Consider the following 14736-nt stretch of genomic DNA (forward strand, 5'->3'; position numbering starts at 1 on the left):
TCACGCCTTAACAATATTTGGGGTCACAAGAGCGCGATCCGTCAGGCAAAGATATCCACGCCACTTTTCCCGTTAGCTAACTGCTGTAGCGAGGCAGGAACGGGCAAGGCATCGCTGGCAGACGCGCTGCTGATGCCGTTAAACGCGGCCCAGCTGGCGGCATTACCCTGCGATGAGCCCGATTGTTGGCCGGACTGCTGGAAAGCCTGTTGTTGTTGCTGTTGTTGTTGCCACTGCGAATTGTCGCTGCTGACGTTACTTTGGCTAAGGTTGATGCCGCTGTCGGCAAGTGATGTACGCAACTGCGGCATCGCCGCTTCCAGTGCAGCACGCACGCCGCTATGGCCGGAGACAAAGTGCATCTGAGCCTGGCCATCTTCAATTTTCATTCTGATTTGAATCGAGCCTAAATCCTGCGGATTCAATCGCAGTTCAGCCGTCTGCAACCCCTGGCGATTGAACATCATCACCTGCTGGCCTAACTGCTGCTGCCATTCCGGGGTGCCGAGCTGGGCGTTTAATTGTGGCACACTCGGCGCGTTTACCAGCGAGGTGGTGGTTGGCGTACTGGAAACGGTGGCTGAAGGCGCCGCCATGGCCGCGGTATTTACCTGGCTCAGCGTCTGTAACAGACTGCTGTTGTCGGCGCTTTTCTGTTGGCCATCCGGCTGCATGGCGGAGCTGGACGCTGCGGTCATCGCTGCCATTGCGTTGCTGAAATCAGACTCGTTGCTGGTTTTATTGGCCGTCGCCGGGCTCGGGCTGCTGGTGATGGATTTACTGTCCGTCACGGCAGTTTTGTGATCGGCGGTTTTATCCTCACCGGCCAACAGCGCTTTGGCATCGCCGCTCAGGCTTTGCAACAGCGTGGTTTTATCTTTGCCATCATCGACTTTAGGGGGCGAGGCGTTTTGCGCGGTAGCGGTGGCGGCAGTAGCGGCGACCGGTTGTGCCGCCAGCATAGCGAACAGTGCCTGGATAGGCAGAGTACTAGCATCTTCCGCCTTGGCATCACGGGCTTCATCTTTGTCACCAGTGATGAGATTTTTAAGCGCGCTCAGGTCGGCGGTTTTCAGGCTACTCGCCGGTAAGCTCTGAATCGCGGTCATGACCTGTTTAAGCTGGGTCTGGTCGAGCTGCGAAAGCGTGCCTGTTTTTGCTCCGGCATTGACTGCCTGTGCCAGGGCGTGGTTGTCAACGCCCTGATCCTTACCACGCAACGGTTTCGTCAATGATCCGCCAGACAGAACGGGCTTAGCTTCCAGCTGGGCCTCCAACTGGGTCGCGAAATCCCCGGTTGCCGTACTGGCATCAGCATCGGTCATCGCGCTGTCGTCGGTGGCCGTGATTGTTTTGCTGCCGGTGGCTACGATTTTAGCTGGCGTCACGGCAGCGGGCACAATATTCATATTCATCAGTGTTTTTTCCTGTGTGTGCCGCGCTGGGCGAACTCATCTGTCTGTTTCTGATCCATACGATTTTCATGCTGACGTTGTTTCTCGCTGGCACGGCTTTGCAGGGTCTGATAAGCGTTTAATCGCTGCTGTTTTTCCTGCCATTGGTTGACGGCGGCATCCAGTCGCTGGTTCCATTGCAGTAGTTGCTTGCGATGCTGATCGATAGCCACTTCCAGCGTAGTAATAAACTGTTGGTAATTCTGCCAGGTGTTGGCCGCGATCCCGGCGGCCATCGTGGTATTGAGCTTCTGCCGGTACTCATTCTGGTAATTGAGTAACATTGACAGCTGTTCTTGTGCCTGATTGTGTGACTTTCTGGTCTGACCCAGATGGCTGGTGGCCTGATCCAGCGCTTTCTGTGCCAAAGAGCAGAGAGTAATCAATGGGGAAGAACTTTCCATGAGACCTCCTTAAAGGATTAACCCGGTAACAGCATTCTTAGTTGCAGGCAGGCATCTTCATACGAGCTGCGTTCCATGATGTCCTGCTGTAAAAAATCTTCGATTTGTGGGTAGAGCCGGATAGCGCGGTCAAGCAGCGGATCACTGCCTGCGGCGTAGGCACCCACGCTGACCAGATCGCGGTTGCGCTGATAGCTGGACAACAGTTGTTTGAAATCACGTACACGGCTGTATTGGGCATCGTCGATGAGCGATGTCATGGCACGGCTGATGGAGGCTTCGATATCAATGGCCGGATAATGACCGGACTCAGCCAGACGGCGCGACAGCACCACATGACCATCAAGGATGGCGCGCGCGGAGTCGGCAATCGGATCTTGCTGGTCATCCCCTTCGGTCAGTACGGTATAAAACGCGGTGATCGAACCGCCGCCGCTGATGCCGTTACCCGCTCGTTCAACCAGGGCAGGTAGCTTGGCGAACACGGAAGGTGGATAGCCTTTGGTTGCTGGCGGTTCGCCGATGGCCAGGGCAATTTCACGCTGGGCCATGGCATAGCGGGTTAGGGAGTCCATGATCAGCAATACGTGCTGACCTCGGTCGCGGAAGTCTTCGGCAATGCGTGTGGCATAAGCCGCGCCTTGCATACGCAGTAATGGCGAGACGTCCGCCGGTGCGGCGATCACCACCGCGCGTGCGCGGCCCTCGTCGCCGAGAATATTTTCGATGAAATCTTTTACTTCGCGGCCACGTTCACCGATCAGGCCAACGACAATGATGTCAGCCTGGGTATAACGCGCCATCATGCCGAGCAGCACCGATTTACCCACGCCAGAACCGGCGAACAGTCCCATACGCTGACCGCGACCGACGGTTAGCAGCGCATTGATAGCGCGTACGCCGACGTCGAGAACGTCAGTAATTGGCGTGCGTTGCAGGGGATTGAAGGGCGGCGTGATAAGTGCGGCCCGATATCCCGTATCTGGCGATGGCAGGCCGTCTAGCGGTTTGGCACTGCCATCCAGCACGCGGCCCAGCAACTGCGGGCCGAGCGGCAACTGTTTGCTGGCGGTATGGCCTTCCGGCGAGATGCGCGCATAAACGCGGGCGCCGGGCAGGACGCCTTCGACCTCTTCCAGCGGCATCAAAAATAGATGCTGGCCGTTAAAACCCACCACTTCGCTCTCGACTTCCTGCACTTTGTCACCGTCATGCCGTTCAATTAAGCAGGTGGCTCCCAACGGTAATTGCAGGCCGGTGGCTTCGAGAACCAGGCCGGTGGCGCGGGTCAGCCGACCATAACGTCGCAGCGCAGGCGTACGCTCCATACGCTTTTCGGCGTCGTCGAGTGTTTTGAGCAGGCGGGTAAGGCGGGCGGTCATAACAGTGTACCTGGTGCAGCAAGGCGACACAGTTCATGCCAGCGTGTGGCGAGCGAAGCATCCATGTCGCCATCTTCTGCGCTGACTTTGCAACCGCCTGCATGGATCTGACTGTCCGCCAGCAGACGCCAGCCGTGCAGGCTTAACGTCACACCAAGCTGCTGTTCAACCCGTTCGAAGTCGGCCGGATTAACCCGCAGTTGTGGTTTGCCTTTAAACATGGGTTCCTGTTGAATTAACTGCTGAATTTGATTGAGTAGGGCGGAACCGTCGCAAATAGGTGGCTGTCCCAGGACCTGTTTGGCAGCGGTCAACGCCATTTGCATCAGACGTGACGCGATCACGCTGTCCAGCGCATCCAGCGTTTGCTGAAACTCGGTCACCATATGCTGCCAGTGCTCGGTAAGAACGGCTTGTTGCTGCTGCGCTTCTTGCACGCCTTGTAACTGTCCTGCTTCCTGACCGGCCTGAAAACCCGCCTGATAACCCTGCTGCTGACCTGCGTCATAACCTTGCTGATGGCCCTGCTGCTGAGCCTGCATTTGCAGGCGTTGCAACTCACTTTGATCGACCTGGACCTGCGTCAGCATTTCAGCGTTTTCAGGTTCATCTTCGGCGAACAGCGGTTCTATCGGCGTCTGATAAGAAGGGGTATTCAGGTCGTTGAGTTTCCACGCCTTCCACGGCAGCGCATTGAGTTTCTCCGCCTTCTTCTCCTCGGTGCTTTTTTTCGGCTCTACCGGTTTATCTTGTGGTGTCAGGTCATCAGACATAGGAATCCTCGCCTCCGCCAATCATCATCTCGCCAGACTCGGCCAGACGACGTACCGTTTGCAGGATGGCTTTCTGTTCGTTTTCCACCAGAGACATGCGCATTGGGCCACGGTTGGCCAGATCGTCGCGCAGTATATCGGCGGCACGTTGGGACATGTTGCGCAGGAACTTGTCACGCAGCGGCGCGTCGGCACCTTTCAGTGCAATAAGCAGTGCTTCGCCTTCGATCTCCTGCAACAACCGCTGGATACTGCGGTCGTCGACATTGACCAGGTTTTCGAACAGGAACATTTCGTCGATGATTTTTTGTGCCAGTTCGCCGTCGTAACCGCGCATGGCTTCGATAACCGCCTCTTCCTGTTGAGATTTCATCAGGTTGATAATTTCCGCTGCAGTACGAACACCGCCCATCTTCGCCCGCTTGAGATTCTGGCCGTCGAGAAGGTTGTTGAGCACTTCGGTGAGTTCCGCCAGCGCCGCTGGCTGCACGCCACCAAAGGTCGCGATACGTAGCATCACGTCGTTACGTTGACGTTCGTCAAACAGTGCCAGGATGTCGGCGGCCTGACCGCGTTTAAGGTGAACGAGAATTGTGGCGATGATCTGCGGATGCTCGTCGCGGATAAGATCGGCCGCAATCTGCGGTTCCATAAAGTTGAGCGTTTCCATACCGCTGGTGGTTTCGCGCGATTCGAGAATATCTTCCAGCAGGCTGGCGGCACGCTCTTCGCCGAGCGCTTTGGTTAGCACCGAACGCAGGTACTCGCTGGTGTTCACGCTGAGCGCTGCGTACTGTTCGGAGTCCTCCTCAAACTCGGTAAGCACTTCGCTCAGCTGTTTATTGGAGATTTGATGGATGTTGGCCATCGCGCCGCTGATTTGCTGAACTTCGCGCGGGCTCAGATGTTTAAACACCTCCACCGCGCGGTCTTCGCCCAGCGTGACCATCAGGATGGCGCTTTTTTCAGTTCCAGTCATAGTCATGATTGTTCGTTACTCATCCATTGGCGGATAACCAGGGCGACGATGCGCGGATCTTGATCCGTCAGTTCCTGGACACGTTGGGTCTGTACTTCGACACTGACACGTTGTTGTGAACGCTTACGTTTGACCAGCTCATCGTTGGAGAGTTTGACGCTCGTGCCACCATCCGACGGTGGAGCGGAAGCGGAAATATTGGCCGCGGCCGTCGCTTCGCGCTCAGTTTGTTGTTTCTGCAACAGTGGGCGAACCATTTTGCGCCACAATATCCAGGCGACGATCAGCACCAGCAACCAGCGGCCTGCATTGATCAATAGATCGAAGAAGGCTGGCGATTTCCAGAATGGCTGGGCGGTGGTGTCATCCATATTTTCATTAAATGGTGTGTTCACTACGTTCAGCGTGTCACCACGGTCTGCGGAGAAGCCCATCGCTTCGCGCACCAGCGCATCAACCTGCTTCAGTTGCTCATCGGTCAGTGGTTTGGATTTACCGTCCGCGCCAGTCTGATAGTTGACAACCACGGCTGCCGACAGCCGTTGCACGGCACCGGCGCTGTGCTGGGTATGCGTAATGGTGCGATCAAGCTCATAGTTGGTGGTTTCATCGTGACGGTTGCTGCTCGGACCATTTGAGGCGGTAGTCCGGTTGGTCGCATTATTCTGCGCATTCGCTGGCTGATTAGCATTCGCTGCCGCATTCGGATTGTTAACGTTGGTCGCCGGATTGGTAATAGGTGCGGTGGCCGGTGCGCTTGGCTGATTGCTCAGTGCGCCCGGTACGCCGCCAATACCTGAACCCCCGATTTGGTCGCTGGTACTCAGTTGACGTGAACGTACAGCCGCTTTGTCAGGTGAACCATTGGGTTGGTAATTCTCATCCGTCTGTTCGCGGACGGCGTAGTCGATCTGCGCGGTGATCTGCGCGTGAACATTACCGTTACCGACCACCGGCTGAAGGATAGATTCGATACGGCGCTGCAGGCGACCTTCGACTTCGTTGGCATATTTCAGTTGTGAAGCGTTCAGATCACGCCCGTTGTTGTCGGACTGAGTCAGCAGGTGACCGCTTTGATCGACCACCGTTACGTTGGCCGGTGGTAGCCCTGATACGCTGCTCGATACCATATAAACGATGGCATTGATCTGACCGTCATCAAGTGCGCGACCGGATTGCAACATCAAGGTAACGGAAGCTGATGGGTTTTTCTGTTCACGGACAAACAGCGAAGGTTTAGGGATAGCCAGATGGACACGGGCGCTTTGCACCGGCCCCAGGGTTTCGATCGTGCGTGAGAGTTCACCTTCGAGTGCACGCTGGTAGTTAATCTGTTCGCTGAATTGACTGATGCCGAATTTTTCCTGGTCCATCAGCTCAAAACCTACCGCACCGCCTTTGGGCAGACCGGCAGATGCCAGTTTAAGACGTGTTTCATAGACCTTATCGGCAGGGATCAGTATTGCGCCACCGTTATCAGAGAACTGATAGGGGATATTCATGGTGGTCAACTGGGTGACAATGGCGCCACCATCTTTATCACTAAGATTGCTGAACAACACTCGATAGGTGGGGGTCTTGGCCCACAACATCATGACGACGACAATCGCCACAGCAGCCGCAGCGGCAATAGCGAGAGGGATTTTTGGGTTAGCCCGCAGTCGATTGATAAACGCCATTACTCCGTTTGCAGGAGTGTCAGCGCCGGCTATTGCGGAACTCATAGCAAATCTCCGTTTAGCCGTTGAACGGTGATATTGGTGTTGTGTCGTAACCGATCGTGTCGTAACAAAACGGACTCCCAGATGCGCAAACCTGTCGGGTTGACCTCAACAGGCGTTAAATTTTTTATCGTTCCTCATCAGGCAACACAAGAGGAACCTGATTTTTCAGGTAAGCCATTATTTGCCTCCTTATGCAAAGTTAATGGGTCGATAAGCCATGTTTTTTACGGTCAATTAGCGCGTTTAGGCGAAATCCTATGTGGTAGGGTGACGTCCTATGGTTCACATCCGCATCCTATTTCAGGTTTCGACCAGATTGTTACAGCAGTTAAAACTGAGGAATTTATGGCAATTCAAGGCATTGAGAGTGTTTTGCAGCAATTACAGGCCACGGCGTTGCAGGCCGGCATGAAACAACCGGTCGAACCGTTACAGGAAGCTGGCTTTGCCAGTGAAATGAAGGCGGCATTAGGCAAGATCAGTGAGACGCAAAACACCGCCAAATTACAAGCAGAAAAATTTGAACTGGGCGTGCCGGGTGTCGGCCTCAATGATGTGATGGTCGATATGCAAAAATCCAGCATCTCGCTGCAACTGGGTATCCAGGTGAGAAACAAGCTGGTGGCGGCGTATCAAGATGTGATGAATATGCAGGTGTAGGGGATTTACTCCGGCATCAGGGTATTAAAATCTTCTGAATAAAGGGCTTTGCACTCGGCGATAAATTCCGGGTAACCCAATTCTGAGGTTTGTACCTCGCGGCCCAGTCGGGATTCTAAATCGGCATGAAACCACTCAAACTCACCGTGCAAAATGCCGGTAAAGCCGGTGAGGATCACACACTGTTGCTGAGTTAGCTTAATCATGGGGTTTCCTTTTAGCCTTGTAATGCGTATGGATTAGAAGTGTTCTATCCTCTTATTAATCATCCCGAAAAATAAGGAAACATAGAATGAATGAGGATATTTTCGTACAGGCGCCGTTACCCATGCTAACCCGTTTTCAGGTCGGTGATAAAGTGAAGCTGCTGACTTTTCCCGTTGGCGTCGAACCGGCAAGCTATCAGTTAGAGGTCACCATCAGTCGCATCATGGATGGCGAATTCGAAGGGGAGATCGTCCGCGTTTCACCATTAGGACGGACCTCATCCACTCACCGGCATTTTGAGGTTGGCGGTTTCGTTGAATTCCGCGGTGCCAACATTCAGGGCATGGCCAGCTGAATTTCCAGTATTCTGCAAAAACCAACCCCGCAACTGGCAGGGTTATTTTTTTATTGCTTTCACTGTTGCAGGGATAAACGACATGACGGAACGTGACGACATGGTAGAACTGGTTATGTCAGTCAATAATCAGTTGCAAGAGACGACCCTGCAGGGCGTGGTTCTACGCAATTTGTTAGTGGTCATGTGCAATAGCCTCAGTGTGGAACAACGCACGCGCATTAAACAGCAAATGAGGCAAATTCACCATGTGCCTGATAACCTGGATAATCCAAGTGACAAAGAGATGCTCGTTAAGACGCGCCACAACGTTGAGATCATTCTTGACATGATTCGTTAGCCTTGTTGCGGCCCGCCATGATGTTTTCCTGATTAGGCTTCCAGCATCTTTTTATGCACTTGCGAGGTCAACGTTTCGATGCGCTCGGTCAGTTGCTTGGTCATGTTGGTCAACTCGGTATTTTGTTTCAGCAACTCAATCATCTGTTCTGCATGCTGCGCAGCCATGCTCTGGCGCTGCTCGTTGGCAAGCGCCAGTTCCTCACGGTGCTGTGCATCGGCATCCGCGTGGGCTTTATCACGTTCGGCTTGTCGGGTTTGCGCCAACAGGATCAGCGGAGCGGCATACGCGGCCTGCAAACTGAAGGCGAGATTCAGCAAAATAAACGGATAGACGTCAAACTTCACCAGACCGGTGACATTAACAATAATCCAAATCGCCACAATCAGCGTCTGACCGCCAAGAAACAGTGGCGTACCGAAAAAACGCGCAAAGGCTTCTGCTTTTAGGGCAAACCAGCTTTCGCCAAAGGTTGGGGTAAGATGGGAATGTTTACGGTGAAAGCGGAAAGGGTCACGTTTTTTTGGCAGTGTTTCAGGAGCGTTGGTTTGCATAGGAAATCCCGGTAAAAGTGTAGGGTATGATGGAGAGTTTATTATCTCGATTATTGGCCCGGATGATGGCATGTTATTTTGTATCCGTCATTCACACTTCTTGACTGAAATTTTTCACGAATTGTCCGATTGTTCCGTCACAATTTTTTTACTATCTTTTGATTCAACATCAAATGACTCAATAATGAATCATCAAAAAAGGGGAGATTTATGGGATTTTGGAGAGTGTTAATTACTATTCTTGTACCGCCATTGGGGGTGCTGATTGGCAATGGTTTGGGCTTACAATTTCTGCTTAACATCGTACTGACCCTTTGCGGTTACCTGCCCGGTCTTATCCACGCATTTTGGATCCAAACGCGTAAATAGATAGTAAGACAATAGGTTGCATTAAATAACCCGGTTTAATACCGGGTTATTTAATGCGAGATTTACAGGACAGCACGCAAACTAGAAGAGTGAAAATAGCAAGACTACAGGAAAACTCATCGGCCAGGTAAGCCCGATAATGCCAGAGGTTAACAAGCGGATTTTAAACGTGCCGCGACTCATTAAGAGCGTAAAAATTACCGCCAAGACAAAACCGCCCCAATAAATTGTTTTAATCACTTCCCACCAAACGTGCACAACTGACTCCTGAAAACGGCAAAGTAAAAAACAATGTGTAGTGTATGTTGTTAACATTTGGTAATCAATTGGTGGGTGCTGCTTGTCACATTTTTACAATATTCACCGTTGCGCACGAAGATAAAAACTGAATGTAACCTTGTATTTACGTTTCAAGTTAATCAGTAACGCCATTATAACGGGCGTAAATGGCCGCGGATGGAGGTCGGTGCGAAGCCAAAGCGTTTACGAAAGCGTTCAGCAAACCGTGAGCTACTTTCGTAACCTACTTGATGGGCAATATTGGAAATCGCCAGATCGGTACATTGCAACAAGCGTAGAGCGTGGGTCATGCGAACGTCAATCATGAGATCGCGCAGTACACTGTGTTCCGCTGCCAGCCGGCGGCGAAGTGTCACTTCGTTCATTTTTAACTGTTCAGCGACTTCCGCCGCGGTAAAAGATTTATGCAGATTGTTGACCAGCAAATCGCGCACCTGCAGCGTCACGGTTTCGCTATGCTGACGGGAATAACTGATGCCGAGTTGAGACAGCCATAATAATTGTTCAATCATTCGGTGACGCGCGATCATCGGCGGCAGGCTTTGCCACAGCATCGATTGGTGGGTATCACTAAATGACTGCTGGAATGCGAGGGGAAGATGAGTAATGACCCGGATATCTTCAACTTTTGGCAATACCCCCTCTAAAGGCGAGGCGTGCAGACGGACATCGCTGAACAGAGAGGCATCCCAGGCCAATATGGCACAACTAAATACGCCGTTGTCTGACAGGTAATTGGTAAAACTTAACGTATTTCCGCTATTGACTGCCAGCATTTCGCCGCTATTAACGCGGGTTTCCTGCAAGCCATGGCGAATAATGGAGTAGCCTTGCTGAATAAAAATAAGTTCGGGTTTATCCACAAAAATACTACTGATAAACAGCTCACTATGCTGTAAGAGCAATGATGATGATCCGGCCCCTGGTGACGCTTTAATTTTACGTATCATCGTGATTTTGCTCGAGGCAGCACATTATATTGCCATATTGCCATATTTTCCGGTATCACCCAAATGTCTCAAGATCACTGATCTATTGCCAGTATCCCGCCAAATAAACGATATCAGAGAAGCAACAGAGAAAAGAGACCGCTCATGGGTTGCTTATTCTCTGTCACTGAAGTCTTTAATAAACACAAAAAAATAATACAAAGGGGCAATAAAGGTTTTTATTTATTGCTGGTCACGCATGGCGATGGCTCTGTTGGTAAAACGTCCATAGGTCGCGTTGACCTCCTGCTGTTTCACCGACTGACCGATTAATTCAGCCAGCGCATTCATCCGCGCTTGTAGCAGGATTTTAATCTGGGCTTCATTATCCAGAATGCGTTGTAAATGTAGACGAATCAAGTTCTGAACAGCGATGGCCACCTCTTCAGACAAAGGCAACATGGTTGTAGCCTCAACGGCTTTCAGATAGTTGACTTCCAGAGTAACCAATTCATCCCACTTTTCTTCCTGCGCGAGCGCCAGCATGTTTTCGCTCAACGCCAGGATGACTTGATATTCATTAACCAGGTACTGATGTCGATCCATTATATTGATCCTGAGGCGGGTGATAGTTCGGGCCGATTTGCCGCCAGGCATCGGCAATATTTTCCAGTAACACCATGACTTCCGTAATAGCTTGCTGGTCGTTATGTAAGTTGGCATATAATAACCGACGTGTCATATACGAATACAATGCGTCGAGTTTATCGACTAAATCAGGGTCCCCTTTTTCACGGCTTAACCCGGCTTTGAGACCACTGTCGATAATATTAATGGCTTTCGACAGGGCTGCGCCTTTCTCGGCGGTATTGCCTTGTTGAATAAAAATACCGGCGCGAATAAGGGCGCTGCGCGCGCCATCGAATAGCATCACAACCAGTTGGTGAGGGGATGCGCTCATTACGGCACTTTCCACACCAATTTGTGCGTAGGCTTGGGTTCCTTTAGCCTTATACATAGTTATCCTCCTTACTAACTTGAACTGGACGTGGACATGGCATCAAACTGCTTGGTCAGATAATCCGCTGTACTGTTGAGTTTCTGGATGGCAACGTCGAGCGCAGTGAACTGCGTTTTGTAACGTGCAATGGTGTCATTGATACTGTCATTGACCTTATTGTACTGCGTTGTCAACGTTTTTAGTGTGGCAGTGACCGAATTTTCAGCAGTGGCAATGGTGCCTGTGCTGTCATTCAGGAAAGTAGAGTTCAGGTTATTAATATTGGTCATAACGCCGGTGGTTTTACCGTCTCCGACCATCATTGTTTGTACGGCACTGGTGTTATCGGTCAGTGCTGTACTCAGTTTGGTATTATCAATGACGAGTTTGCCGGTATTAGGATCGGTCGTAATGCCAATATTGGATAATGCAGTAATGGAACCTGAACCTGAAGCACCGCCAACGGCTGATTTTAGGCGGGTCTGAATTGTACGTAATGCACTGTCACCCAGTAACGCACCGTTAGTGCTATCTTGCGCATCCGAATTGGTGGTCGTTTCTGTAAACTTGGTCAGGCTGGTATAGGTATCCTGCAACTTGTTATAGGCATCAACAAAGGTCTGAATTGCCGTGGTTGCTGTACTGGTATTCTTGGCCACGGTCAGTGATGCTGCACTGGTTGTTGTCCCGGTCAGGTTTAAAGTAATACCGTCCTGCGCATCGCTGATGGTGTTGCTCTGCCGCTCAAGAGCAATACCGTTAAAGGTGAGTTGCGCATTAGCTGCTGTGCTGTTTTGGGTCATCGCACCGGTGCTGGTGGATGAGTCATAACCGATAATGTTATTCAGGGTATCATCACCTGTCACACTGACGGTCATTTCTGAATTAGTACCGGTATTGTTGGCACTCAGCACCAGCTTAAAGCTGCTGTCAGTTATTTTAACGATACTGGCTGTTACGCCACCGCCTGCTTTGTTAATCGCATCGCGCACGCCGGTCATAGACGTTTGATCATCGGTGAGGTTAATGTTTAACGGCTTGCTGCCATCACCCTGGCTGATCGTAAGAGTACGGGAGTTAGCGTCGGTGGTAGCCCCCATCGCGGTAGACGTATCGGCTTTAGACCCTGAAACCAGCGACTGTGCCGTGGCTAATTGGGTCACCGACACAGAATATTTACCCGCCGATGCACCTGCACTGGTCGATGCACTGAATGCAGTGGTGTTGCTTGATGTCGCGGTAGTCGCACCATAAGTATTGGTTGAGGCGAGTGCGTTGGATGCATCCGCAAAGGCTTGCAGCGAGCTTTTCAGCGTGCCATAGGCAGTCAGTTTGGCGCTGTAGCTGGTCTGAGCTGTACTGATCGGCGTCAAGCGCGTTTTTTCTGCGGTCGTCAGGTTTGCCAGCAGAGTGTTAAGATCTAAACCTGACCCGATACCTAATGAAGAAATAGTAGCCATAAATATCCTTTATAAGATGTTGACCCTTCGTACTCGAGTTTGCTGCTTCGTTAGCTTCGCTTGCTCACCTGAATCACTGACTTCAGGATTCACTCCCTCGCCGCCTTACTGCAACTCAAATTACTTGGGGTATAAAAGAGTCTTTAAGCCCTATCGGCACGATGAAGGAAAAGTTTAATATATTGCAATAAAAAGTAATGCTGCGAATAGCCGTTATAAGGAGGGGTAATTCGCGGCGTAATAAAATGGTATGCTCGTCATCCTTCGAACGACCTCTGCGTTGGCTTCTTTTTTACCTGGCTCATCCCAGCCCTGGTCTTCCCCAAAGGAGCCGCAGCCAGTCGCGCACTAAACCTGTTGCGATAGGTTTAGTGCTGCGATTGAAATGCTTTTGAGTATGTTTTTTTAAAATAATCCTAAAGGTTACTGGAGTAGGGCCGATACAAGTTTGGACGGTGATAAACACCGAGGGCAAATAAGCCCAACCCCCTTAACCAGATTTGAAGGAATACACTCATGGGCCAAGTAATTAATACCAACACGCTGTCTCTGATGACTCAGAACAACATGAACAAATCCCAGTCAGCACTGGGCACTGCTATCGAGCGTCTGTCTTCGGGTCTGCGTATTAACAGCGCTAAAGACGATGCAGCGGGCCAGGCGATTGCTAACCGTTTCACGTCAAACATCAATGGCCTGACTCAGGCTTCACGTAATGCCAACGACGGCATCTCTGTTGCGCAGACCACTGAAGGTTCACTGAGCGAAATCAACAACAACTTACAGCGTATTCGTGAGCTGTCTGTTCAGGCTGCTAACGGCACCAACTCCGATTCCGACCTGACCTCAATTCAGGACGAAATTACATCACGTCTGTCTGAAATCGACCGCGTATCGGGTCAGACTCAGTTCAACGGCGTGAACGTGTTGGCTTCTAACCAAACCATGAAGATTCAGGTTGGCGCCAATGATGGTCAGTCTATCTCCATCGACCTGCAGAAAATTGATTCGTCGACTCTGGGTCTGAACGGCTTCTCTGTGTCTAAGAACGCATTGAACACCAGCGCAGCTATCACTCAGGTTGGCGCAAGCGGCTCTCTGAAAAATGTTGACTTGTCTTCTGCAGCGACCTCTCTGGGTGTGGACGCAAGTAAACTGTCTCTGAAAAACGTGCAGACTGCGGCTGGCGCAGCGACGGCAACTTACGTGGTTTCTGATGGTAGCAACAACTATGCTGCATCTGTAGATGACGCAACTGGCGCGGTTGTTCTGAACACCACTGACGTTTCTTATACTGATACGGCTAACGGTGTTACTGCCGGTACTCAGGCTGGTCAGCTGGTTAAAGTTGGTGCTGACGCTGCTGGCGCCGCTGTAGGTTACGTGACCGTTCAGGGTAAAGACTACACAACTGCTGCCGGCGCAATCGTAGATGGCGGCGCGACGCCTACTGCTGCTGTTGCCAGCGCTATCGGCGACATCGCCGATGCTGCTAACGCCAATGCTTACAAAGGGGTTGCAACTTCAGACCCACTGAAAGCAATCGACGCTGCAATCGCTAAAGTTGATACCTTCCGTTCTTCACTGGGTGCGGTTCAGAACCGTTTCGATTCTGCCATCACTAACCTGAACAACACTACCACCAACCTGTCTTCTGCACAGAGCCGTATTCAGGATGCTGACTACGCAACAGAAGTGTCTGCCATGTCTAAAGCGCAGATCCTGCAGCAGGCCGGTACGTCAGTATTGTCTAAAGCTAACCAGGTTCCACAGTCTGTTCTTACCCTGCTGCAATAATTGCCAGCCAGGTTACATACAGTTTAAACCTCGCTTCGGCGGGGTTTTT

General features: G+C 51.4%; 18 protein-coding genes. 5 read left to right on the forward strand and 13 right to left on the reverse strand.

Annotation, left to right across the window (positions count from 1 at the left end):
* Positions 1-41: 41 nt before the first annotated feature.
* The 6 genes from IEV89_RS11960 to fliF are packed head-to-tail and all read right to left on the reverse strand — an operon-like array spanning position 42 to position 6716.
* Positions 42-1415, reverse strand: coding sequence for a flagellar hook-length control protein FliK (locus tag IEV89_RS11960; RefSeq protein ID WP_188473751.1), 1374 nt, complete (start codon positions 1413-1415; stop codon positions 42-44).
* Entirely contained in the window at positions 1415-1858 is a 444-nt protein-coding gene (fliJ, locus tag IEV89_RS11965) for a flagellar export protein FliJ (protein WP_188473752.1), read from the reverse strand. Before fliJ ends, IEV89_RS11960 begins: the two co-directional genes overlap by 1 nt.
* A gap of 17 nt (positions 1859-1875) precedes the next feature.
* Positions 1876-3240, reverse strand: coding sequence for a flagellar protein export ATPase FliI (gene fliI / locus IEV89_RS11970; protein WP_188473753.1), 1365 nt, complete (start codon positions 3238-3240; stop codon positions 1876-1878).
* Positions 3237-4013 (reverse strand): flagellar assembly protein FliH, encoded by a 777-nt coding sequence (gene fliH, locus IEV89_RS11975; RefSeq protein WP_188473754.1) that lies wholly within the window; start codon positions 4011-4013, stop codon positions 3237-3239. Before fliH ends, fliI begins: the two co-directional genes overlap by 4 nt.
* Positions 4006-4998 (reverse strand): flagellar motor switch protein FliG, encoded by a 993-nt coding sequence (gene fliG, locus IEV89_RS11980; protein ID WP_188473755.1) that lies wholly within the window; start codon positions 4996-4998, stop codon positions 4006-4008. Before fliG ends, fliH begins: the two co-directional genes overlap by 8 nt.
* Positions 4995-6716, reverse strand: coding sequence for a flagellar basal-body MS-ring/collar protein FliF (gene fliF, locus IEV89_RS11985; protein WP_188473756.1), 1722 nt, complete (start codon positions 6714-6716; stop codon positions 4995-4997). Before fliF ends, fliG begins: the two co-directional genes overlap by 4 nt.
* A 345-nt stretch (positions 6717-7061) precedes the next feature.
* Between fliF and fliE the strand changes: the two genes are divergently transcribed.
* Positions 7062-7376, forward strand: coding sequence for a flagellar hook-basal body complex protein FliE (gene fliE / locus IEV89_RS11990; protein ID WP_188473989.1), 315 nt, complete (start codon positions 7062-7064; stop codon positions 7374-7376).
* Between the two features lie 5 nt (positions 7377-7381).
* Here fliE and IEV89_RS11995 read toward each other — a convergent pair whose 3' ends face one another.
* A complete protein-coding gene (locus IEV89_RS11995; protein ID WP_188473757.1) occupies positions 7382-7582 on the reverse strand; it encodes a DUF7736 domain-containing protein in 201 nt (66 codons plus the stop codon).
* A gap of 86 nt (positions 7583-7668) precedes the next feature.
* Between IEV89_RS11995 and IEV89_RS12000 the strand changes: the two genes are divergently transcribed.
* Complete coding sequence (locus IEV89_RS12000) at positions 7669-7938, forward strand: hypothetical protein (RefSeq protein ID WP_188473758.1); 270 nt, start codon at positions 7669-7671, stop codon at positions 7936-7938.
* An 82-nt stretch (positions 7939-8020) separates the two neighbouring features.
* A complete protein-coding gene (locus tag IEV89_RS12005; protein WP_188473759.1) occupies positions 8021-8278 on the forward strand; it encodes a hypothetical protein in 258 nt (85 codons plus the stop codon).
* A 32-nt stretch (positions 8279-8310) separates the two neighbouring features.
* Here the strand turns inward: IEV89_RS12005 and IEV89_RS12010 are convergent, their stop codons facing one another.
* Positions 8311-8832 carry a DUF1003 domain-containing protein gene (locus IEV89_RS12010; protein WP_188473760.1) on the reverse strand — a complete coding sequence of 174 codons (522 nt, stop codon included), beginning with the start codon at positions 8830-8832 and terminating at the stop codon, positions 8311-8313.
* Positions 8833-9042: 210 nt separating this feature from the next.
* On the opposite strand from IEV89_RS12010, the gene IEV89_RS12015 reads away from it, so the two are divergent.
* A complete protein-coding gene (locus tag IEV89_RS12015) occupies positions 9043-9201 on the forward strand; it encodes a YqaE/Pmp3 family membrane protein (protein ID WP_034790096.1) in 159 nt (52 codons plus the stop codon).
* 81 nt (positions 9202-9282) lie between these two features.
* Here IEV89_RS12015 and IEV89_RS12020 read toward each other — a convergent pair whose 3' ends face one another.
* The 5 genes from IEV89_RS12020 to fliD all read right to left on the reverse strand — a co-directional run bounded on the left by IEV89_RS12020 (position 9283) and on the right by fliD (position 12890).
* Positions 9283-9459 carry a GhoT/OrtT family toxin gene (locus tag IEV89_RS12020; protein WP_229746459.1) on the reverse strand — a complete coding sequence of 59 codons (177 nt, stop codon included), beginning with the start codon at positions 9457-9459 and terminating at the stop codon, positions 9283-9285.
* A gap of 173 nt (positions 9460-9632) precedes the next feature.
* The gene (locus IEV89_RS12025; protein WP_188473762.1) at positions 9633-10451 is read right to left on the reverse strand and encodes a helix-turn-helix transcriptional regulator; all 819 of its coding nucleotides are present in this window, start codon (positions 10449-10451) and stop codon (positions 9633-9635) included.
* A 222-nt stretch (positions 10452-10673) separates the two neighbouring features.
* Positions 10674-11036 carry a flagella biosynthesis regulatory protein FliT gene (gene fliT / locus IEV89_RS12030; protein ID WP_188473763.1) on the reverse strand — a complete coding sequence of 121 codons (363 nt, stop codon included), beginning with the start codon at positions 11034-11036 and terminating at the stop codon, positions 10674-10676.
* Positions 11011-11448: a flagellar export chaperone FliS gene (gene fliS / locus IEV89_RS12035; RefSeq protein WP_188473764.1), complete on the reverse strand. Its 438-nt coding sequence runs from the start codon at positions 11446-11448 to the stop codon at positions 11011-11013. The genes fliT and fliS overlap by 26 nt, the downstream gene beginning before the upstream one ends.
* 14 nt (positions 11449-11462) lie before the next feature.
* Entirely contained in the window at positions 11463-12890 is a 1428-nt protein-coding gene (fliD, locus tag IEV89_RS12040; protein ID WP_188473765.1) for a flagellar filament capping protein FliD, read from the reverse strand.
* A gap of 516 nt (positions 12891-13406) precedes the next feature.
* On the opposite strand from fliD, the gene IEV89_RS12045 reads away from it, so the two are divergent.
* Positions 13407-14687, forward strand: coding sequence for a FliC/FljB family flagellin (locus IEV89_RS12045; protein WP_188473766.1), 1281 nt, complete (start codon positions 13407-13409; stop codon positions 14685-14687).
* Positions 14688-14736 lie beyond the last annotated feature (49 nt).

The organism is Hafnia psychrotolerans (assembly GCF_014639435.1).
GTDB lineage: Bacteria > Pseudomonadota > Gammaproteobacteria > Enterobacterales > Enterobacteriaceae > Ewingella > Ewingella psychrotolerans.